Raw genomic sequence first — 23,240 nt, 5'->3', positions numbered from 1 at the left:
AGAGAAAATGATGGAATTAGACCGCTTATCCTAAAGGTACTCTAAATTCTAATTTGACCCGCAACCCAACGATACATCCGTCAAGAGGCAGACTTTAATGAGGTGAAGAATGATTAAAAGACAATTTACGATCATTAATGAAACAGGATTTGCGAGACCAGCTACCCTATTAGTCAGTTTGGCTCATCGGTTTGCATCTGATATTTTTCTCGAACACCAAGGGAAAACTGTCAACCTCAAACAAGCACCAAAATCCATCATGGACATTATGGATTTAGGAATTAAACCCGGAACCGAAATATATATATACGCTCATGGAGCCGACGAAGCGAAGGCTATTCAGGAGATGAAAGAGCATTTAATAAAAAACGATTATATACAGTAATCAATGTTCAATTGTCAAAACATTGCTCAAGCGTCTGTTTTCAAAATCAGACACACAATATATCGTAGTAGCGGGATTGTTATCGTTGATCATCGGGTTGGTATTAATTTTGCGACAAAACAGCTTTTCAGGTCATGCGTTCATTTTTCTTCTAGTGATCATTCAACCTAAAATAGAAAAATAAAAAATGATCTACAAGCAAGAATGGAGGGTTTATATATATGCAGCAGAGAATAGTACCAAGGGCAGTTAACCCTTGGTATTATTGGATACCGAAAGAACTTAGATTATAAGCTATAAATGGCTAGTCCCGTGGCATTTCTAAGCGCTCTGCTTATGTTTAAGGGTGTGCTACATTTTAACGGATATAATAGAAATCAAAACTAATGATGCGACAACCAATACAGTTCCCATTAATGACTCACTAAATTTGATGACAATGAAGCTGGAAAATATCATTAAAGGGATATTCGTAACAATAACCGTTAAAATGTAAGTGGTATACTTGATTCCTACAGTTGCTGATAAAAAACAAACAACATCTGTTGGAGCTAGCGGACAAATCATTCCCAACGCCAAAAACTTATAATTGTAGGTCTCCAATAATGTTTTCAACTCTGGATGTTTACGCTCTAAATTCTTCATCATTTTTCCGCTTGAAAACTTCCTTGAAAAAACATAAACCAAGGTTTCGCTCAAAAAAATGCCAGCCATCGACAATATAACGCTCTCAATCGGATCAAAGCATACTTCCCCCTAAAAACATGAGAGTCACACCTGGAATAAAAAAGAGAAGTCTAATGGTCCAAAGCGCGATAAACAGCAGCATTGCATATTTTGTATTCGCCAATATAAATTCCTGTAAATCACTCATATCGAGTTGACAATAAATGCCCTAAGAAAAAACAAGCATCTTACTATGCTTGTTTTTCTTCTATAACTGTAGAAACTATTCTATTACGCTGCGTTTGCCTGATGCTTGCCTTGGCGGGCCTTTAGCAGAACCCTGATGCATGTTCGTCATTCTATATGCAGGCACTGTTTTCGGCGGGGAGAATAACTAGTAATCATCACAGTTCGAATACATCATTCCTAATCCTTTAATCCCTTTCCATCGAGAATTTTTTGCACATATTTTTCAACTCTTGATTCTCGGGTTTTGGATTGTTTGGCTTGAGAAAAATAAAGAGTATATGCTCTTTGCCGTCCCGGGGTCAATGCTTCAAAAGCAGTTTTCAATTCAGGGATTTCATCGAATTTATTTTGAAGTTCTTCAGGAATATTCAATTCAATATTGTTGTTAACTTCCACTTTCAAACCCGCTTTTTCAACTTCAATGGCTTCTTGAATATAGGCTTTCAAAATGGTTTCCATCTCATTTATTTCCTGAACATTGGTAAACCGAATCTGGCGTGCCGCCTGTACATTCTCCGTTTGTTGAATGAGAATTCCGTGGGCATCCTGTAATAGGGCTCCTTTGTGAAACAGAAGCGCACAATATTCTTTAAACCCATGTATTAAAACGACATTTTTATTATTGTATGTGTAACAAGGATGCATCCACTTAAAATCTTCAGTCAGCTCACAGTCAAGAATGATGGTTCTCAACTTCTCAAATTCTTCCTTCCACTTTTTCGCTTTATTTAAAAAATCATCAACCTTCGGATTCGTTCTGCTATTTGTCATGAAGAAATTCCCCTCTTTCCAGGTATTTTTAATTAGGCTAATTGGTTCCTCGTGTATTTACATAAAATGTGAAGTCCAGTCAATGTTATTTTTGACATCGCGGTGTTTATTTTATTCTTCTATATGTTCCTGCTCTTATTATTTAATAGATTAAGCTGAAAGTGGAGATGATGCAACAACATAAAAATGTCAAGAGCTATATTCATGTCCATAACATAAAAAGAGAGAAGGCCCATATAGCCTTCTCACCTTGTCTTATTCTTGCCAATGCATAAGGTCACTGCAACACTAGCTATACTGACTAAAGTGCCTGCAATAGAAACCATAATTGTCAAAAAGCCATTGGGAATAAAAAATCCAATTGGAATGAGCCCCAAAAAAGTAAAAACGATAAAACATTGGTATACTCCTGATATGATTCTTACAACCAAGTTGCCGAAAAAGGACATGGCTAATGGAGGGATAAATAAAAATACAACGATCCCAATTGAGATCAATAAGATAATAGGCTGATCAAATGAAATGACGTGATCTCCAGGGGAACCTTTAGCAGCCACTATAACAGCAACGATGGACATCATTAATGTAACAAAAACAAGAGAAAATCTTCTTAACAACGTTATGACTCCTTCACTAAAGCGAGTATTCCGGCCTTTTTCCAACCTCGATTACCATTTTATGTTACCCAATGAAAGATATGCATTCACATGTCACAGCTATAAGTCGTATTTAGCAAAATTGCTTATTTAACTAGATTTAAAGAAGCAACTCATATTTAGTTAGAATATTAAGCGACACACGAACCTTTATCTAACAATATAACAAATTAATGGAAGTTATACAATCCTACACTTTAGCGGCCCTAGACCATACTACCACCGGAATAAGTAATAAGGACAAAATCCCTCCAGTCAGTGATAATGCGAGGTAACTTGAACCTGCCACAACCATTCCAGATAATGCTCCGCCAGCTGCTCCTGACAAGGCAATCAGAACATCCACTGTCCCCTGCGTTTTAGCTCGTGTGGCGGAATCAGTTGAATCTACAATAAGGGCAGTCCCGCTGATCAAACCAAAATTCCACCCTAATCCAAGTAAAGATAAAGCAATAACGAGAAGAACCATAGAATCACCCGGAGCAAATGCTGCTATTACACCTGACAGAAGAAGCGTCGTTCCAGAAGCAATCGCCATCGCAGCACGTCCCAGCTTATCAACAAGGACACCTGTAACCAGGGAAGGGAGATACATAGCACCTATATGAAAACCAATAACAAGACCGACTGCACCCAAGCCATGCCCATGATGTCTCATATGAACCGGTGTCATTGTCATAATAGCTACCATTACAATTTGAGTAAGAATCATAACCGTTGCTCCAACGATTATGCCTTTTTTGTTTTCTGTATGCTCAGTAGCCGCCAAATGTCCTTTATCACCAGGCTCTTCATTTGCCGCTTCTATTGTTCTTGCTATAACTAACGGATCTGGGCGAAGCATGATGAAAAGAACTGCACCTGCTAACATATATGCTGCCGCGGCTAAAATGAAAGGACCAGCAAGTGAAGGAACACCAATAGATAGAGCAAAATCACCCATCACATTCACTAAGCTTGGACCCGCTACTGCACCAAATGTAGTAAAAACCATTGTAATACTAACAGCTGTGGCTCGCTGCTTATGATTTGCTAAGTCTGTACCTGCATAACGGGCTTGTAAATTTGTGGCTGTTCCTGCACCGTAAATAAGCAATGAAGCAAATAACAAGAAAATACTATTTATGATTGCTGCCATCATCACTCCTATTGCTCCAAGTCCGCCAATCATAAAACCAGCTGAAAGACCTGTACGACGGCCGTAACGTTGAGAAAGCCTTCCAACAATGAATGCAGATCCTGCTGATCCTAAAGTAAATAAAGCAGCAGGCAAACCAGCAAACGCATCAGTACCGAGCATTTGCTGTGCAATAAGCGCACCGACAGTCACCCCTGCCGCCAGCCCCGCACCGCCAAAAATTTGTGAGATACTCACAACGAATAATGTACGCTTGTATAACGATTTTTGTTTTTCTGGAGAACTGGTATAGCTTTGTAACGAAGCTGTATGGACGTCTATTGCATTTACGCTGTCCTTGTCTGCCATATTGTGACCTTCCTTTCTAAAAGCCTAAATTTGTATAAACCTTCCTCTAGATGTGGATCATCATAACACGCGCAAAAAAGCCATACAATATCATAATTGTATGGCAAACAATATTAGGTAAGACCGTCTAGCAAACGTCTTAGGATCATTAATCCTTGCTCAAGCTCTTCAAGTGTTTTCGGTGCACAGACAGAAACCCTTACAGCTCTTTCAGGACAACTATTTCCTACTACAAAGCGTTCAGCCGCATACACTTGCACGCCATGTCGCGCAGCCAACTCTTCAAATTCGGCACCAGACATTTTTCCCGGTAACAACAACCAACGAAAAATGCCTGTTTCAACGCCTAAACATGTATATCCCGCAACATATCGGTTTACGAGTTGATTTCTGCGAATGGTTTGTTCACGATGACTCTCAATTAAGACTTCAAATTGATTTGATACAATCGTGCGAGCAGTAAGTTCAGCTAATAGCGGGGAAACGGTTATATTTAAATTATAAAGCGCCTTTGATATTGGCTCCTTATATTGTCTCGGTACTGCTACATAAGCCAAACGCAGGCCTGGCGCTAACGATTTTGATAAACTTGCAATATGAATAACCTGTTGCGGTGCGAATGAGGCGAGTGCCGGAAGCGGATTTTTGTTGAGAAGATGGTACGATGCATCTTCAATAACAAACAGATTATATTTCTTTGCAATGTCTGCAACCATTCTTCGATTCTCAACAGACATAAAGGAAGTCGTCGGATTATGATAATCCGGGATTAAATACAAACCTTTAATATTTTCGTTTTTACACGCATATTCAAGTGACTCCGGACTCATTTCATCGTTCTCTGATTTTATCGGTACGATTTGCACACTAAGCAATGATGCAACAGTTTTTAAACCAGGGTACGTATGATGGTCAACTCCGATGCGATCTCCAGGCTTACAAAGACTCGCCAATGTCGCAGCAATCGCATTTTGCCCTCCATTTGCAAATAAAATGTGATCAACGGATGTTTCAAATCCGCCTCTTTGGATGAGCTTTACAGCTGCATCTTTTTGCCAAAGGCTTTCGCCTGCCCGGCCGTAGCTAAACCATTTTTCATAATCCTCCTCCTGAACCATGTTTTTCAGTTGGAGTAACAAGGGCTCATATGAAGCGTGATCTGGAAGTGTCGCTCCCATTTCAATTAAGTGTTTCGGCTTTGTATCCTCAAGTAAATACGCATTCGATAACGCATCATACGATACAAATGTGCCGCTCCCTACAGTCGCACTCAGCAGCCCCTTTAACTCGCACACTTTAAATGCTTTGGAAATCGTACTCACATTTAAATCTAAATAATCGGCCAATTCTCGCTGCGGAGGAAGTTTTGTTCCAGGTAATAATACTCCGTTTATAATATCCTGTTCCAATTGCCCTGCAATTGCTTTATAAATAGGCTTTTCAGCTTTATCAATCGATGGCTTCCAGCTCATCGGATAGTTTTCAAAAGAATTGATAGGCATGATTCGCATCCTTTTTCACTCAATTATATGAATGTGCTGCTTATAAGACAATTATAACTTTCTTTTATTGATGCCTTTTTATGAACAGCATGCTTCAATAAAACCTGTAAAATACAAGTGAATCACTTACTTTATTTCATATAAGTCATCCTGCAAAAACTGTGCACAGAATGTCGGGTAGATACATTTCACTCCTGTTATTCTTTGGTTAAAGGAGGCCAAATAAATGGATTTGCTTAAAAGTATGAATAGGGCATTAAAGTATATTGAAGAAAACCTCACTCATGATATTGATTTTAAAGAAGCAGCAAAGCTTGCTTTCTGCTCTGAATATCATTTTAAAAGGATGTTTTCCTTCCTTGCAGGTATTTCATTATCGGAATATATTCGTCGCAGACGACTTACTCTTGCGGCTTTTGAACTGAAAGACAGCCATGTAAAAGTGATTGATATCGCAATCAAGTACGGTTATAACTCACCAGATTCTTTTACACGGGCATTCCAAAACTTACATGGCGTAAACCCATCAAAAGCCAGGCTTAATGGCCATTCCCTTAAAGCTTATCCAAAAATGACCTTCCAATTATCAATCAAAGGAGGAAGTGAAATGAACTATCGCATTGAAGAAAAAGAGGCATTTCGCATTGTTGGGATTACAAAAAGAGTTCCTATTATTTTCAAAGGGATTCATCCGGAAATTGCAGCTATGTGGGAAAGTTTAGATGAAGAAGCAATAAGTGAACTAAAAGCGCTTTCTAATGTAACACCATTAGGGCTCATTAGCGCATCCACAAATTTTTCTGAAGGCCGGACGGAGGAAAAAGGAGAACTTGATCACTATATTGGTGCAGCTACAACAAAGCAGTGTCCAAATCACCTCTCACAGCTAGAAGTTCCTGCCTCAACATGGGCGGTATTCGAAGCCATCGGATCATTTCCGGATACATTGCAAGAAGTATGGGGGCGCATTTATTCCGAATGGTTTCCATCGTCAAATTACGAACAAATAGAAGGCCCGGAAATACTGTGGAATGAGCATAAGGATGTAACATCCCCATCATTTAAAAGTGAAATTTGGATACCAATTGCAAAAAAAGAATAAGGTTTTCGATCAGGGAAAAGGTAGTGAAGGTTCTTGAAGAAATCATACCAAGGGCGGCAAAACCCTTGGTATCCCTGATGCGGCCGAGAGGGCTCAAACTTCACACGTATTTTTCATTGCCGGACCGTTCATGTAAACAAAAAAAGCCCTTATATATCCCGATCTGCATGATTCCTAATCTTTAATATCGATTTTTCACTCTGCATAGAAGGCTCTTTATGTAAAGCCAATATTAAAGTGATCCCAATAATACAGAAAGCACCGACCCATTGAAAAGAACCAAATGGCGCTTTTAACCAAACGACAGTTGTTACAACTGCTGATAGAGGCTCTAGACTGCCTAGTAGGCTTGTTTCTTTTGGAGAAAGGCTTTCCAAGCTTTTTATAAAGAACCAAAACGCAATCATTGTTCCAAATAAGATCACAAATAAGATATATGCATACGCCTCAATGGGTAAACGCTGAAAATCAAGCTGCCACGGCGGATGGATAAAGCTCAATGCAAAACCGCCGATCACCATTGCCCAACCCACTACAACAAGAGAATCAAATTTATGTAATAAACCAACGGCATATAAAGTATAAAAAGCTGCCGCAAATCCTGATAAAACTCCCCATACTACTGCAGCTGCCGGCACTGAAAGTTGGGACGTTGAACCATTTGTTAACAAAAAGAAGCAACCCGCTAAAGCAAGTACAACAGTAATGATATCTTGTTTGGCAAGAACAGTTTGTTTTCGCATAAGCGAGTAGATAATAACGATGACTGGGGATAAATATTGCAATAATGTAGCAACGGCAGCATTCCCATGTTGAATGGATGCCATATATGTGTACTGCACAGCAAGCATTCCCAATAAGCCAAAAATTAGAAGCTGAACAGCTGACGCTTTGTTTTTCCAAACCCCAATAACCTGAGACCGTTCCTTTCTGAACAATTGAAGCATCAAAAGTAGCATTCCAGCCGTAAGCAAGCGTGTCGTTACAAGCCAATTGACATCAATTTGATATTCTTGAAAAAGTTTTTTGGCTACTGTACCCCCAATTCCCCAACATGTCGCCCCTGTTATAACATAGAACAATCCTATTCCTCTTTTGGAAGTATCCATACATGACTCCTCACTAATAAATATAATAATAGTGTTATGATAAATGCATACCTTTATAAAAAATACTCAAATAGAATGAAAAAATATAAATATATTGAGGTGAGAATGTCCGAATGAAGAATTTTGCGATCGATCAAAATTTAAAAGAATTAACAGAGCACCGGACGGTAGAATTGCCAGTTGCCTGTTACGAGACAAGGATCAATCAAAATATAAATGGCTACATTCCGCTTCATTGGCATGATGAAATTCAATTTGTTTTGATCCTAAAAGGGATAGCTGTCTTTCAAATAAACGAAGAAAAAATAGTGGTTCAAAAAGGGGATGGATTATTTATCAATAGTGGCTGCCTGCACATGGCAGAAGAAAAGGATGGCTCGGATTGTACGTATATTTGCTTAAATGTGTCACCCCATTTCGTTTTATCTCAAGAACTGTTTTCAAGCTATGTTCAGCCCTATATGTTTTCAACCAATTTATCCTATTTATTTTTGGACGGAAATCAACAGTGGGCAAAAAACATCCTAGAAGCTGTTAAAAAAATAAACCAATTGATTCAACAACAGACATCACTTTATGAGATCGACATTACCATGCAATTAACGTTAATGTGGAAAAACCTGGTCAATAATGGTTTTCAATTAGAGTACGATCAATCTGAAATGATAAAAAGCCATCGAATGAAACAAATGTTAAACTGGATTCATCTCCATTATGCTGAAAAAATCACATTAGAGGACATTGCAAAAGCTGGCCAACTAAGCCGTTCTGAGTGCTGCCGTTATTTTAAACGAATGCTGAATAAGTCGCCATTACGTTATGTAATGGATTATAGAATTCAAAAAAGCTTATTATTACTGCAACACCCTGACTCCAATGTGACAGAAGTGTCTTATCAAGTTGGATTTAACAGTACCAGTTATTTTATAAGTAAATTTCAACAAGCGATGAAAATGACACCATTAACATACAAAAAAATTCATACGAAGCATTAATTCATAAAGTTTATCCCTGTTAATGGTATCTCCTTAAAGTGTTTACGGTTTTGGTTTTAAAAACGGCATCGTATAATGAGAAACAACTTAAAAATCGAGGTAATAACAACATGTTTTTAGCTCCACTATTTGAAAATGATGTTCCAGTAGCACTTCTCCGCCCTTAATGGAGTAAAGTGACTACTTCTATCCGTTAGGGCATTTATTGACCTAATTTTAAATACGGAGGGAACGAAAATATGAAAAATACCTTGTTAAGTTCTATATATTTAGTTTAGCCGCTAGTATCTGGGGTGGCATGTATGTTGTGGTTAAGGTTGTTGTCGCAGTGATTCCGCCTTTTGAATTGGTTTGGATTAGGTACATAATCGCCATTCTTGCTCTTCTTATCATTGGTTTCATAAAGAGACAATCTTGGAAAATTCATAAACGCGACCTTTTATTAATGGTTGCTATTGGAATTGTTGGCAACCATTAATAAAAGGTCTACATCCCTTGGTATCATTGGTAGGGCCGAGAGACTTGAACCTTCACGGGTTATTCACCAACTAAGTCTTCAACATTTAAAACCATATCACTAGTTATGAAAGCTTGTTTTCATTACCCTCTCTATCTTCCATTTTCATCATTTCTATATGTCTTCACGAATTATGGTTAGAAATTTATGATTAAATTTGTGCCTATATCGATTAGCAAACATGTCACTGGCAGCATGTCTGTTAGAGTAACCGCCTGTCTCATTTCATACCAACATTTTTTTATAAGAAATAATTGTAAGGGCTATCTATGCACATTTCATAACTGCTGATTCTGGACTCCGGCTTGTTTTCAAATTTGAGAACGATCGGTAAAAAAATTAGAACTTAAACATGTGCTTTAAATATTTTTTGCTGACATTTCATGAATATCGTTCCTGCTTATATCCACTCAAATCATTTCTGTGATGCCATTGAGCCAAGTCATGAATTCCTAAGGGAGATTGAACAACTCATTTTCAATGAAAAACTGATCTATGTTAATTAGTCGAGGTTTCAGGATATACGCGGATCACTTGACCTTTCCTTTATTGGGAATCCGACACGCTCCCTATTGTTTTGATGTTGTTTTTGCTTAATCTGTTTTTAAAAAAGTTATTGACATCAAAAAATCGACCATGTTATCATTAAAAGTTTGATAATCCACCTCCATATATGGTAATCTTAAGAAGGTTACCCATATATGGAGGTGGATGATATGTTTCAAATTGGCGATAACATTGTTTATCCAATGCACGGAGCAGGTATAATTGAAGCCATAGAAGAAAAAGAATTCTTAGAGGAAAAACAACAGTATTATGTCATAAGAATGTCAATCAGTAATATGACAGTTATGATTCCAACGCGTAAAATATTGAGTTCGAATATACGACCAGTTACCGATATACTTGCATTAAAACACATTATGCACATTTTTCAGCATGGAGAATCAGATAGGTTACTGCCATGGAAACAAAGGTATAAAATAAACACGGACAAAATAAAAACGGGTGAAATACAAGAAGGTGCTGAAGTTGTACGTGATTTAATGCGTATGAAGAAAGAAAAAGCACTTAATTCAAGCGAAAAAAAAATGTTGGATAATGCATATGAATTTTTGATTAGTGAACTGGAAGTAATTAAAGGAATCACTGAAAAACAAATAAAAAGTTTCTGCTAAGGTTATGTATTGCATGAATATCCTGAATTTTCGATAATATCATGATAAAAAAGTAAATCCATTTCAAAAACGTTCAACTTCTTCAACTTACTTTGAGAATATTAACCTCTTTTGTTATTCTACAATCTAATCCATTTTTATTATATTAAATTTCTTCTACGAACTATTGAAGTTTTATCAAAAAACTCGATAAAATAGTCACTTGTTTTTATATCCTGATTCACACTGGCACGGACAAGGAGCCGTAAGGATGAAAGAGAGGTAGGGCTTTCATTGTTTTAGGTATCTCTAAGTGATTATTTCTAGAAGAAAAAAGAATCAATTTCCACCCTATCTTTAAGAATTTCTTATATATCCACTGGTTTTTTGCTTCCTCGCTAAAATAGTATTGGTCCCGACTAACGGCTACCAAGCATTTGGACAGGAAAAGAAAATATCTTTTTTAATCGAGGTTATCTGAAAATGATTTGTAGGACTTGAGATTATGAAGTCTTGTACTTACATTTACGGGCAGTTAGTGAAAAAAGAAAATGTAGTTGTATTCGAAAAGAAAAGTAATTAATTTATATACATTCCGCATATTGTCAACCCAGTATGTTATACTGTAAACAAACCTTTAAAGTTTTAAATCTTTTTCTATTACCTTGTAGCATCTCCCTACTCGAACGTTGAGTAGGGTTTTTTATTGAGTATTATATAGACATAAAAAAACAGGCCCTATATAAAGAGCCTGTTTGTATAAACGATTTAAGATTAAGCTTTTTGAACGTTAGCAGCTTGAGCTCCACGAGCACCTTGCTCAACGTCAAACGTTACTTTTTGACCTTCGTCTAAAGATTTGAATCCGTCACTTTGGATTGCAGAAAAGTGTACGAATACATCGTCTCCATTTTCGCGTTCGATAAAGCCAAAACCTTTTTCTGCATTAAACCATTTAACTGTACCTTGTTCCATTTTTGTTGCCTCCTAGTGTGTAACCACACAGTATATACTATCCTTGCCCAAAGTATCATCAAGACGAAAAGTCAATCTTCATACTATCCTTTACACCGAACAAAAATAATTCTTCTTTATTATATCAGGAATCGGAAATAACTGCAAATTAATATTTTCTTTTTATTCATGGCATTATTTGTTAAACATGTGGATGCCAGTGCAGAATAAGAGGCCTATTAATAACTATGGTTTGAAAACATCGTGAAAATGAATCACAAGTGTCTTCAAACCTTTTTCTTTGCTTAATAGTGCTTTATTGATGATTGTCAAAAAGCTCAGCTGTTTCCTGTTCAAGTGCAAGATAATCTTTTAAAAGCAGGGCTGTTCACTTGTAAAACTTGTTTCTGCAGATATTTCCAAACAGTCACTCATGGATACCCCCATTACTTCATTATCTCTGTCAAAAACCTCTTTTCCTCAAACAATCAATGTTCACGGTCATCGATTCCCATAGGGGAGCAGTGAGAGAGTTTGGCCCGGTAAAGAGCCGGGTATAATCTTCATACACTTTTTGTATTCCGGCTGACTCGCTAATAAAGATGGAATTGAACTGGAAGTCAGTTTATCATTTCCAATAATTTCACAGTTGGATGGGAAGAATACTTATCATATAAGTAGTGTATGACGTTGGGCCTTCAAAGGCTATAAAACGTTTTCTCACTTAGAAGATCACCAGGGAAGGGGAAACTTTTAAAAATGAAAGAACAAAACCTAAGGACTTTGAGAAAACTGATTACACCTTATGAAAAGTCCGATTTACACAAAAGTATTTGTCAAATCATTAACACATTGGTACCGTTTTTCCTGTTATGGTGTTTGGCATATAAAAGCTTGTCGATCTCTTATTTCCTTACATTAGCGTTTTCTGTCGTTGCGGCAGGCTTTTTAGTGAGAACCTTCATCATCTTTCATGATTGTTGCCACTATTCCTTTTTTAAGAACAGAAAGGCGAATCGAATCTTTGGAACATTAACAGGAATTCTGACTCTGCATCCTTTTGATCATTGGGCACACGACCATTCTGTCCATCATGCGACAAGCAGCAACCTGGACAAACGCGGTACAGGCGATATTTGGGTACTGACCGTTGAGGAATATAAGGAAGCCTCAATTAAAACAAAAATAATGTACCGTTTGTACAGAAATCCGTTTGTTATGTTTATTATTGGGCCGATTTATGTCTTCGGGGTTACCAATCGTTTTAATCGAAAAGGGGCAAAACGCAAAGAACGGATGAATACGTATGTAACGAACCTGGGGATCGTCGCTTTGGCAGCACTTTTATGTTGGGCTATTGGCTGGCAGAACTTCCTGCTGGTTCAGGTGCCGATTTTTATGATATCGGGATCTCTCGGAATTTGGATGTTTTATATTCAGCATACGTTTGAGGATTCTTATTTTGAAGAAGATGAGCATTGGGAATATGTAAAAGCAGCAGTTGAAGGAAGCTCTTTCTATAAGCTTCCAAAAGTCATGCAGTGGCTAACAGGCAATATCGGTTTCCATCATGTTCATCACTTAAGCCCAAGAGTCCCAAACTATAAGCTTGAAAAAGTGCATAACAACACTGAACCATTGCAAAACGTCCCGACCATTACACTGGCAACAAGTCTTAAGTCGTTAAAGTTCCGCCTATGGGATGAAGAAAGCAAAAAATTTGTTGGTTTTAGCCACTTAAAAAAAGCCTCTAAAAGCCAAGTATCGGCGCGGCTAACAACGGATTAAAATAAACTCCCCCATAATCGGTGAAAGTGCAGACTCACGCAACGATGTTGTGCAGAGGTCAGCACTTTTTTAGTGGACTCCACAATGCGGTACATTTGTTGCCGTATTTTCCGCAAAAAAGTAACACCAAAAGATGATTAAAACCCTTGGTATTATTGGGATGCGTAAAGAACTTGAACCTCTACGGGTTATTCACCCACTAGGACCTCAACATAGTAAATCCATATCACTGGTTATGAAAGCTTGTTTTCATTACACTCCTTTTTTTGATTTGCCATCATTTCTAAAATGGTGAGCCAAAACAGTAACGCCTACATTTTTCATTTATATCGATTTAAGAATTTTAATTTCTTCCTTATTATAAAAAGGCTGACGAAAATTCGTCAGCCTTCTAGATTTTCTCATATGCGTTTTCCATAAATGATATATCGCTTTGGAGCATTTCCAATGTATGAAAATGGATAACATGTAGTTAGAATGAGCTCCTCTTTCTTATGCTGCAGCGTAAGAATGGAAGTATCATTTTTATCGACAATTTTCATGTTCTCAATCTTATACTGAAAACTCCCATATGGCAGCAGAATCTTTAATTGATCACCTTTTTTTAGTTCCCCTGTCCGGCGAAAGACGGTATCCCGATGTCCCGATAATACAATTTGTCCGTTTTCATTTGGATAATAACTTTCCTTGTAGTGCCCGACGCCCTTTTCCAAATCATCTGCGTCTGTTCCCTCTACAATCGGAAGCTCTGCGTTTATTTTAGGAATCTCAAGAACACCGACAGCTTCCCCGACATTGGGTTTAAAAGTGTCCTTCTCCTTGCTTTTTTTGGTTTCAGGATGTCCCGCTGCCAGCTTGGCTTCTTCTAAAGCTTCAGCTGTCTTTTGATTGGTATCCACCACTTTCCAGACCCCATAGCCTATGAAAATGAGTCCGGCAGCTATGATAAACAAAGGAAACGCTTTTTTTATGATTTGCATTTAGGCATTTCTTTTCCTTCTAAAATACCAGAGGACACATCCAATTAACAATAATCCAAAACCAACAAGAAGAATATTATAATTATTTGTCGCTGTATCCGGAAGCTCATTTCCGGCATTTGTCTTTTCACCTGTTTTTTCTGGTGTTAATGGCGTTGATTTACTTGGCTCATCAGAAGGATCAGAGCTGCTTGGTTTTTCAGAGCCTTTCGATACAACATTCATCTCTGCTTTAGGCTTATCTGGCTTATCAATACCGCTGCCTTCGACAGTTGCCACGTTTGTAATCGTTTTGCCTTCATATCCCGACTCAATTTTCGCTTGGAATGTCACAGTCCGCCACTCAGTGTCAGTGACATCGCCAAAGTTAGCAGTAACCTTGCCGTCCTTGATTATTGCTTCCCCACCGTTGCTCGCTTTCAAGCTGCCTTCGACATACTTCAATCCGTCTGGAAGTTTATCTGAAATCACAAGATTTTCTACTTTACCGTCGGATACTGTATTTCGGGTTTTAATGGTGTATACTACTGTATCCCCTGCTTCATACTTTTCCTTATCTGAATCCAAGTTCTTCACTGTTTTTTCAGATTCTAAAACAGGAATTCGCGGATATACCTTCACTTCATGGCTCGGTTTGTCAGGAGTTGTGATATTGTCGCCGCTGATGTTCGCAATGTTGACAATGTCTTTTCCTGCTTGACCAGACTTCACTTTCACTTCGAACGTCACAGAGTGCCATTTCGTATCGATCACATTGCCAAACTCACCTAACACCTTACCGTCGGCAAAATACCCCTGATCATCGTCTTGATCATCACTTGCCGCTGTACCATCTACTTTCAATGTTCCGGAAACATATTCTAATCCTTCCGGAAGAGAATCCGAGATGACAAGATTTTTGACAAGGCTGTCTTCCATCGTGTTTCGGGTTTGAATTGTGTAAAGAAGCGTGTCGCCCGATTCCGGATGGTCCGCATCTTTATTTCCATCAGCTTTTTCCTTAATGGAGGCTGTTTTCTTTGATTCCAGCTTAGGATCTTTCGGGTCAACTTTGATGTCTGTTCCCGGTTTATCAGGATCATCAATGTTGCCGCCATCAACGGTTGCCACGTTTTTAATCGTTTTTTCCGCATATCCGGACTCGATTTTCGCTTGGAATGTTACAGTCCGCCATTCAGTGTCAGTGACATCGCCAAAATCAGCGGATACCTTGCCGTTTACAAAACTTCCTTTGCCATCATGGCTTACTTTCAAACTGCCTTCAATATACTTCAGACCGTCTGGAAGTTTATCTGAAATAACGAGATCAGTTACTTTACTGTCTGCTACTGTATTTCTCGTTTTGATCGTGTAAACAACTGTATCCCCTGCTTCATATTTCTCTTTACCTGAATCGAGATTTTTTACTGACTTTTCCGACTTCAAAACTGGATCTTTCGGAGAAACTTTGACCTCCTGGCTTGGTTTATCCGGTTTATCAGTATTGTCACCGCTAATGCTAGCCGTATTGACAATATTTTGACCCGCTTGACCAGCTTTAATTTTCGCTTCAAATGTAACAGTATGCCATTCCGTATCGGTCACATCGCCAAACTGGCCTGATACTTTGCCTTTTGTCACATCACCTTTGTCGTCGTCTTTAGCATCTGTAACCGCTTTATTGTCTACTTTGAGTGTCCCAGAAACATATTCGAGTCCTTCTGGAAGTTCATCTGCGATGACGAGATTAGTTACTTTACTGTCTGCTACTGTATTTCTTGTTTTGATCGTGTAAACAACCGTATCTCCTGCTTCATACTTCTCTTTATCGGAATCCAGATTCTTCGCTGTCTTTTCTGACTCTAACACTGGATTTCTTGGATAAACTTTGACTTCATGGCTTGGTTTGTCTGGTTTATCAATATTGTCACCTGTGACGCTGGCAGTATTCACAATTTTCTGATCAGCTTGTCCAGCTTTCACTTTCACTTCAAAGGTAACAGTATGCCATTCCGTATCAGTCACATCACCAATTTGACCCGACACTTTGCTGTCTGTCATATCGCCTTTATCATCATCTTGGGCGTCACTGACGGCTTTATTGTCTACTTTTAGCGTTCCAGAAACATACTCTAGGCCTTCTGGAAGTTCATCTGCGATGACGAGATTTTTCACCAGACTGTCCTCAACCGTGTTTCTCGTCTGGATTGTATAAAGAAGGGTATCTCCCACTTGTGTCTGGTTCTCTTCTTTATTGCCATCTGCTTTTACTTGAATACTTGCTGTTTTCTTTGACTCTAAAACAGGATTCCTCGGATAAATATCAACTTCATTTTTCGGCTTATCCGGAGTTTCCATGTTACTGCCAGTAATGCTAGCCATATTTTGAATTGTTTCGCCAGCTTGGCCGGCTTTTACTTTCGCCTCAAATGTAACAGTATGCCATTCCGTATCAGTCACATCACCAATTTGACCTGACACTTTGCCATCTGTCATATCGCCTTTATCATCATCTTGGGCGTCGCTGACTGCTGTACCGTCTACTTTTAAAGAACCTGAAACGTATTCTAATCCATCCGGAAGTTCATCTGAGATGATGAGATCTTTCAGCAGACTGTCCTCAATTGTGTTTCTCGTTTCGATTGTATAAAGAAGTGTATCTCCTACTTCTGGATGTTTCTCATCTTTATTGCCATCCGCTTTTTCCTGAAGGCTTGCGGTTTTCTTCGATTCTACATCCGGCTTTCTTGGATAAATCTCAGTATCATTGCTTGGCTTATCTGGTGTCTCGATGTTACTGCCTGTAACGGTAGCCGTGTTCTTAATCGTTTCACCAGCTTGGCCGGCTTTTACTTTCACCTCAAAGGTAACGTTATGCCATTCTGTATCAGTTACATCGCCAATTTGGCCTGACACTTTGCCATCTATCACATCACCTTTGTCATCGTCTTGAGCATCGCTGACTGCTGTACCGTCTACTTTCAGAGTGCCTGAAACGTATTCCAGTCCATCTGGTATGGCATCTGAGATTGTAAGGGCTTTTACCTCACTGTCTTCTTCCGTATTTCGTGTTTGTATTGTGTAAAGAAGCGTGTCTCCTACTTCTGGGTGGTCAGGATATTTGTTTCCTTCCACTTTTTCCTTAATTGCTGCTGTTTTCTTTGATTCTAAAGCAGGGTTCCTAGGATACACTTTCACTTCATTATTTGGCTTATCCGGTGTTTGGATATTATCTCCTGAAATGCTTGCCGTATTGATAATATTTTTTCCTGCTTGACCAGGCTTCACTTTCACTTCAAAGGTCACATTATGCCATTCTGTATCAGTTACATTACCAATCTGTCCTGACACTTTGCCATCAGTATATTGTCCTTTGTCGTCATCCTGATCATCACTGACAGAGGCACCGTCTACTTTTAGTGAGCCTGGAACATAGTCTAAGCCTACTGGCACCACATCTGAAATAGCAAGGTTTTTCACCTGACTGTCTTCAGCAGTGTTCCGAGTTTGTATCGTGTAAAGGAGCGTATCTCCCACTTCCGGATGGTCTGCATCCTGGTTGCCATCCGCTTTTGACTTAATAGCAGACGTTTTCTTTGATTCAAGTACAGGATCTTTAAAAACAACCGGAGTCGTTACTTCGTTTGATTCGGTTGTTTTACTTGTATTCGTTAATAAACTGTTATAGTTTATTTGCGCTTTATTAGAAATTTCTTTGCCTGCATAACCTGTTTTGGCTTTCACTTTAAACTGTACAGTCATCCCATTAGGCAAGTCGTTCGTGTTCGGTAAATTTCCTAATGTAATATTTACTTTATTTCCATCGAAATTGCCTTCATCACCATCGGATGCATCAGTTAAATTCTTTGTTGTCGAACCGTTAATTAATTTTAATGATCCCGGAACGTATTCAGTTCCCTCTGGAATTGCATCGGAAAAGCTTGCATCCGCAGCAACGTCTCCACCTTGGTTTTTGACTTGAACCGCATATGTTAATTCATCTCCGGGATGCACCTCACCCTGTGGAGAGACTGACTTATTTGCTGTCACACATGGTTCTGTTCCAAGGAAAATATCATCTAAAAAGTTACCGTTTCCTATGCTTCCACTGGCTGAACTCACCGCTTCAAAACCGAACCGGGTTGTAGTCTGTCCTGCTGGTACAGTATAAGAGCCTGTATGAGTTCCCCAAGCTGTTCTCCCATCAGACATTTGTTTTTGGACGACTGTATCGTACGGATTCTGAGTCGCTGCCCCGATGCGAACCTGCATGGTGTCAACACCTGCTGCGCGTGCCATATGGGATAAGCGCCAATAAATCGTTTGTCCGGGCGTTGTTTTCACGTCTTGGTACAACATCCCATTTTCCATGGCGTTTAATTCTGCCCACCGCTTTCCATCAGGAGGTGCAGGATAATCCTTTGCACCAGAAGGAAGATTCTGAGCATGGTTCCATATTTCAATTACTTTATAGCCAGCTGCATCATCAGTCGTCTTCCAGCCAGGAACCTCGGATTCGTAATAATAGATACCCGAACCATTGACTGCAGATCCTCTCGCAGCACCTTGCTCAAAGCTTCCATTAATCAATGCGACTGGAGCTGGACAAGTCGTATCTGCACTTTGAGTTACCTCTGTATTATCTTCAGCATGAATATGATTTGGCAAAACAGTCAACACATTGCCAGCAATCAATAACAAGACTGCAAAAATCATTAGGGTTTTCCTAAGATTCAGTATGTAAGCTTTAGGCACAAAGCCCTTTCTCATAGACTCCCACTCCCATTATTTAATTGTTTTATGAATCTACCTCCCGATAAATTCATACTAATTTGAATATTCGTTCTTTATATGACCTCCTCTCAATTTAAATATATAAAACAAGTACATCTTTTACAATGTGACAAAATATTCATATATTTGTCATAAAATAAGGTTGGATTGCAAAAAACATCAAGTATTTGTCGTAATTTGTAAAGGGTATTTAGCACTTTTTTGTTTGAATTTTCATGAATTCCTAATTATAAGTGTTTTATGCATATAACTCTCATATGAGCCAAATCGTGCTTGTTAAAATGCAGGAGATAAGAAGAACATGCCATTAATTCAACATCATCAATATAGAGAGATTTGATTACTCTGATGCAATAACCAAAAAAAGAAGATACCAAAGGTTTGGTATCTTTTTTAGCAGTTCGAGTCTCTCAATATTGTAAAATCATACCTTTTCCAGAAAATGATTTATGAGTAGCCATCAACTTATAGCCAAGAGCAATAAATACTGTTCCAGATACTTTATTGAGAATATTATTGAATTTTTTATTGTCTTTAAGTGTTTTTGTGGCCATCGTTGAAAAAGACGTTACTAAGATGTACCACACTAAGGCTATAACCTCGAAGATGCTCCCTAAAATAAGAAATGACAATGACACTGTCGACCCTGATGTTGATGCAAACTGAGGCAAAAACGATAAATAGAACAGAATGTTTTTAGGGTTAGCGATATTTGTAATAGCCCCCTGGATATAATGTTTTTTAAGCGTCTCGTTAGCTGTATCCTTTAAAGTTATTCCATCACTTTTCTTAAGAAGTTTTCATTCCAATGTAGATCAAATATAGTAAACCTACCATTTTTATAGCAGTAAACAGAAGACTTAGATAAGATAATGGATAATCCAACAGTAGCAAGTATTGTGTGAACAAAAGCGCCGGTAGCAATTCCAGCAGATACAGCAAAACCACTTGCCCCTTCTGCTTAATACAAACACAGCGTCTATGCCAGGAGCTGCTATAAAAACAAATGATGACAATACAAACACAATAGATCATGAATGCCAAACATATATTTCAACTCCGAAACTTTTACATTTCATCTAGAAAAATTTCAATAATTAAATGTCAATGAACCAACTTTTTTGAACAACTCCATGCTAAAAACTCACAACAGTTTTAAAAACCTTTTCCGCCAGTCCTCTGCGAGAGCATCGATTTTCAATATTTTTTCAATTGATTTTTTATCCTCTTTTTGATGAAAAAGAACTTCCGTGGCAGAAAGTACAGATATTTCACATGAGTCCTTTTCAACAAGCTCTATGTCTGAATTAGACTCAATCGTCCCTTCTTGTAGCACCCGAAAAAAATAGCCGGTTAGACATGTTTCAACCACTTTCTTCAGAAAATCTCTCTCTTCATTGTATTTCGATATAGTTGCACATGGCACTCTTCCTTGTGTTACTTGAATGATGGTACCACCTATTCTATACACATCACCTATACAAACCTGTTCTTCCAGCATGCCCGTTGCAGTAATGTTTTCTCCAAAAATAGGCGGAGTCATTTTTTTGTTAAAAATTCGTTCCCAATAAGAATAATGCTCAAATGGATATAAACATACTGCTCGATCAACGCCGCCGTGAAATTTATGGTTTGCAACATCATCACCAATAATGCCGGGTTTTTTCAGCTCAATAGATGATACAGTAGACTTACCTATCGCGGACATTTCTTTTCGATTATTCCAATCATATTCCTTAGGTTTTCCAACAGCTAAATGAATGATTTGTCTATTCATGATACCCCTCCAATCGCCATGAGTTAGATTGTCCAGTATTCAATCCCAAGTTCTCGACTGATTATTGGCTTACATACAGTTTCTTTAAGGGCACTAATAAAAACATGGGTTGCAGCACTCAAATATTTATCTTTTCTATAAACAACTCCAATTTCACGAGAAAGATTAGGTTTTAAAATTGGAATGATTCTTATATGAGGGTGATTAAGGTACTCTAAATAAGGTTTAGGAAGGATTGTTACTCCTACCCCTTTAATAACCATATTGATTAAAGACTGCATGGTTGTAATTTCAAAAATCGGCTTAGGAAAGAATCCTAAGTCTTTACAAGCTTCATCTATAAGATTCCTAATAAAATACTGTTGAGGGAGTAAAATGGAGGGTGTTGTCTTTAACACCTCTACATCTAACATATCCTGATTCTCTAACGGGTGACCTTTAGGCACTGCGAAAGCCATTTCTTCTGTGGATAAAGAAATTTGATTCTAATTCATCGCCTTTCATAGGTAAAAATACAATCCCCAAATCCAACTTATTTTCTATGAGTTGTTTGTGAATGTCTCCAGTACGCAGCCCAAAAACGGATACCTTCACACCAGGGTATTTTTGATGAAAATTCAGTAAAGTAGGCGTGATCAGGTAATCCTCGACTGTCAGCAAAGTTCCAACCAAAATTGTCCCTCTTTGAAGTCCATTTAATTCATCTATTGAGGTCTTAGCCTGTTCTACCTCATAAAAAATTTTGCGAGTATACTGTAAGAGAAGCTTTCCTGATTCAGTAAGTGCTGTTTTTTACCAATACGGTCAAATAAAGGAGTGCCAATTTCATGTTCTAATAGCTTAATTTGTTGACTTAAAGAAGGCTGAGAAATTCCTACTTTTTCAGCTGCTCTTGTAAAATGAAGTTCTTGGCATACTGCATAGAAATATTCAAGTTGTTTTAATTCCATCTCGTGCCTCCTTTAGGAAATGAATAGTACTTTATAGTCTGTCTCTATTAGATTGACTTTAAACTCGATTCCTTGATGGGCACATATTCGTTTTTCGCTGCCCCTATTCCCGAGATCAAAACAATAACTGAAGTAAAAACTAACATACATAAAGGAGCCGTCCAACTATGTGTAACGTCATGTAACCAACCAAATAAAACAGGCCCTATAGCAGACAGAAGATAACCTAAAGATTGAGCCATGCCTGAAAGTTCAGCTGCCTCGTTCGCATTTTGAGTACGCAGGCTAAAGAACATCATAGCTAAACTAAATGCAAATCCAATTCCGATTCCAATTATGATCATCCATAAAGGCATAAGAAGTGTATCCCCATATATAATAGCAACAAACCCAAAAATTAATAGAGAAGCAGCTGCAGCTACTAATAACCGCTGGCTTTTTAAACGTCCAGCTAAAATAGAAACAAGAAATGTTACAGGAAGCATAGCAAGTTGCATTAAAGACAACGTCCAGCCAGCTTCATGAGTATTTAACCCTTTTTCTTCAAGAATTTCAGGTATCCATGTAATCACTGTGTAGAAAATGAAAGATTGAAACCCCATAAATAATGTAACATTCCACGCTAGCCTAGAACGCCATAAGCTTATGGATTTAACTTCCTCTCCAGTTTTTTCAATCTGAACAGACTTTTGTTGATATTGCAGCTGTGGCAGCCAAATAAAAATGGTGAGCAGAGATAAAAGTCCCCAACATCCAAGGGCCCCTGACCATCCCAAACCCAAAGACGACGAAATCGGAATACTTATACCAGAGCCAACAGCTCCAAATAAATTCATAGATACTGCATAAAGTCCTGTCATCAAACCTATTTGTTTCATAAAGTTATATTTGATAAGACTGGGTAATAAAACATTGCAAATGGCAATAGATGATCCGATTAAAATCGTTCCTATAAATAATGTTTCTTTTCCCACAAAAGAACGTATTCCAATCCCAATTGTTAATACCACTAAGGACATCAATAGGGTTAACTCCATACTAAAACACCGAGCTAAATGAGAAGCAAAAGGGGATAAAAATGCAAAAGCAAGTAAAGGTATTGTGGTTATGACTCCTGCCAGTGCATTAGAAATCCCCAAGTCATCACGAATTGCAGCTATTAGCGGACCAACCGATGTTAGTGAGGCTCTAAGATTTGCGCCAATTAGGATGATACCTATGATAAGCCATCCTATCCCAGGCTTTAAATCCAATCGCGATTCCCCTCCGTAATTTGTTAATTGTGAACTACCCGTGATCAATATTGACCCTCCGTATCACGCAATGACACCATTAAGTTTCAGAATGTTTACTGTTTCAACAGCACTTGTGTCTCATCTGAAATTAGATTACGAGCAGTGAAATCGTCACTGGTTTGACTCTT

General features: G+C 38.3%; 17 protein-coding genes and 2 pseudogenes. 6 read left to right on the top strand and 13 right to left on the bottom strand.

Features of this window, described 5'->3' with window-relative positions; all coding sequences use genetic code 11:
* Positions 1 to 109: 109 nt before the first annotated feature.
* Positions 110 to 385 (top strand): HPr family phosphocarrier protein, encoded by a 276-nt coding sequence (locus BLL41_RS14735; RefSeq protein ID WP_071578421.1) that lies wholly within the window; start codon positions 110 to 112, stop codon positions 383 to 385.
* A 351-nt stretch (positions 386 to 736) separates the two neighbouring features.
* Here the strand turns inward: BLL41_RS14735 and BLL41_RS14730 are convergent, their stop codons facing one another.
* The 5 genes from BLL41_RS14730 to BLL41_RS14710 form a co-directional block, all read right to left on the bottom strand.
* Positions 737 to 1,099, bottom strand: coding sequence for a VTT domain-containing protein (locus tag BLL41_RS14730; RefSeq protein WP_071578498.1), 363 nt, complete (start codon positions 1,097 to 1,099; stop codon positions 737 to 739).
* A 378-nt stretch (positions 1,100 to 1,477) separates the two neighbouring features.
* Positions 1,478 to 2,071 (bottom strand): YdeI/OmpD-associated family protein, encoded by a 594-nt coding sequence (locus BLL41_RS14725; RefSeq protein WP_071578420.1) that lies wholly within the window; start codon positions 2,069 to 2,071, stop codon positions 1,478 to 1,480.
* 245 nt (positions 2,072 to 2,316) lie between these two features.
* A complete protein-coding gene (locus BLL41_RS14720) occupies positions 2,317 to 2,688 on the bottom strand; it encodes a hypothetical protein (protein ID WP_071578419.1) in 372 nt (123 codons plus the stop codon).
* A 229-nt stretch (positions 2,689 to 2,917) separates the two neighbouring features.
* Positions 2,918 to 4,213: an MFS transporter gene (locus BLL41_RS14715; RefSeq protein WP_071578418.1), complete on the bottom strand. Its 1,296-nt coding sequence runs from the start codon at positions 4,211 to 4,213 to the stop codon at positions 2,918 to 2,920.
* A gap of 113 nt (positions 4,214 to 4,326) precedes the next feature.
* Positions 4,327 to 5,715 (bottom strand): aminotransferase-like domain-containing protein, encoded by a 1,389-nt coding sequence (locus BLL41_RS14710; protein ID WP_071578417.1) that lies wholly within the window; start codon positions 5,713 to 5,715, stop codon positions 4,327 to 4,329.
* 226 nt (positions 5,716 to 5,941) lie between these two features.
* On the opposite strand from BLL41_RS14710, the gene BLL41_RS14705 reads away from it, so the two are divergent.
* Complete coding sequence (locus BLL41_RS14705) at positions 5,942 to 6,817, top strand: AraC family transcriptional regulator (RefSeq protein ID WP_071578416.1); 876 nt, start codon at positions 5,942 to 5,944, stop codon at positions 6,815 to 6,817.
* 149 nt (positions 6,818 to 6,966) lie between these two features.
* Here the strand turns inward: BLL41_RS14705 and BLL41_RS14700 are convergent, their stop codons facing one another.
* A complete protein-coding gene (locus BLL41_RS14700) occupies positions 6,967 to 7,926 on the bottom strand; it encodes a DMT family transporter (RefSeq protein WP_071578415.1) in 960 nt (319 codons plus the stop codon).
* 113 nt (positions 7,927 to 8,039) lie between these two features.
* Between BLL41_RS14700 and BLL41_RS14695 the strand changes: the two genes are divergently transcribed.
* The 3 genes and pseudogenes from BLL41_RS14695 to BLL41_RS14685 all read left to right on the top strand — a co-directional run bounded on the left by BLL41_RS14695 (position 8,040) and on the right by BLL41_RS14685 (position 10,616).
* A complete protein-coding gene (locus tag BLL41_RS14695; protein WP_071578414.1) occupies positions 8,040 to 8,921 on the top strand; it encodes an AraC family transcriptional regulator in 882 nt (293 codons plus the stop codon).
* Positions 8,922 to 9,160: 239 nt separating this feature from the next.
* Positions 9,161 to 9,393 (top strand): annotated as a pseudogene (locus BLL41_RS14690) (EamA family transporter); the annotation flags it as partial.
* 761 nt (positions 9,394 to 10,154) lie between these two features.
* Positions 10,155 to 10,616 (top strand): CarD family transcriptional regulator, encoded by a 462-nt coding sequence (locus BLL41_RS14685; protein WP_071578413.1) that lies wholly within the window; start codon positions 10,155 to 10,157, stop codon positions 10,614 to 10,616.
* 753 nt (positions 10,617 to 11,369) lie between these two features.
* Here BLL41_RS14685 and cspC read toward each other — a convergent pair.
* Positions 11,370 to 11,570, bottom strand: a complete 201-nt coding sequence (gene cspC / locus BLL41_RS14680; protein ID WP_013351108.1) for a cold shock protein CspC — start codon at positions 11,568 to 11,570, stop codon at positions 11,370 to 11,372.
* Positions 11,571 to 12,308: 738 nt separating this feature from the next.
* Here cspC and desA point away from each other — a divergent pair.
* Positions 12,309 to 13,337, top strand: coding sequence for a Delta(5) desaturase DesA (gene desA, locus BLL41_RS14675; protein ID WP_071578412.1), 1,029 nt, complete (start codon positions 12,309 to 12,311; stop codon positions 13,335 to 13,337).
* 401 nt (positions 13,338 to 13,738) lie between these two features.
* On the opposite strand, the gene BLL41_RS14670 is transcribed toward desA, so the two are convergent.
* The 6 genes and pseudogenes from BLL41_RS14670 to BLL41_RS14645 all read right to left on the bottom strand — a co-directional run bounded on the left by BLL41_RS14670 (position 13,739) and on the right by BLL41_RS14645 (position 23,070).
* On the bottom strand, positions 13,739 to 14,308 hold the full coding sequence (locus BLL41_RS14670) for a class D sortase (protein ID WP_083428040.1): 570 nt from the start codon (positions 14,306 to 14,308) through the stop codon (positions 13,739 to 13,741).
* Positions 14,309 to 14,317: 9 nt separating this feature from the next.
* Positions 14,318 to 19,012 (bottom strand): isopeptide-forming domain-containing fimbrial protein, encoded by a 4,695-nt coding sequence (locus BLL41_RS14665; RefSeq protein ID WP_177230638.1) that lies wholly within the window; start codon positions 19,010 to 19,012, stop codon positions 14,318 to 14,320.
* Positions 19,013 to 19,500: 488 nt separating this feature from the next.
* Complete coding sequence (locus BLL41_RS23340) at positions 19,501 to 19,800, bottom strand: LysE family translocator (RefSeq protein WP_371261921.1); 300 nt, start codon at positions 19,798 to 19,800, stop codon at positions 19,501 to 19,503.
* Between the two features lie 434 nt (positions 19,801 to 20,234).
* Positions 20,235 to 20,867, bottom strand: a complete 633-nt coding sequence (locus tag BLL41_RS14655; protein ID WP_071578409.1) for an MOSC domain-containing protein — start codon at positions 20,865 to 20,867, stop codon at positions 20,235 to 20,237.
* Positions 20,868 to 20,890: 23 nt separating this feature from the next.
* Positions 20,891 to 21,817: pseudogene (locus BLL41_RS14650) on the bottom strand (LysR family transcriptional regulator).
* Between the two features lie 47 nt (positions 21,818 to 21,864).
* Positions 21,865 to 23,070 carry a CynX/NimT family MFS transporter gene (locus BLL41_RS14645; RefSeq protein ID WP_071578408.1) on the bottom strand — a complete coding sequence of 402 codons (1,206 nt, stop codon included), beginning with the start codon at positions 23,068 to 23,070 and terminating at the stop codon, positions 21,865 to 21,867.
* Positions 23,071 to 23,240 lie beyond the last annotated feature (170 nt).

It is taken from the genome of Bacillus sp. FMQ74 (assembly GCF_001875785.1).
GTDB classification, from domain to species: domain Bacteria; phylum Bacillota; class Bacilli; order Bacillales; family Bacillaceae; genus Bacillus; species Bacillus stercoris.
This window is presented reverse-complemented; position numbering and strand designations above follow the sequence as displayed.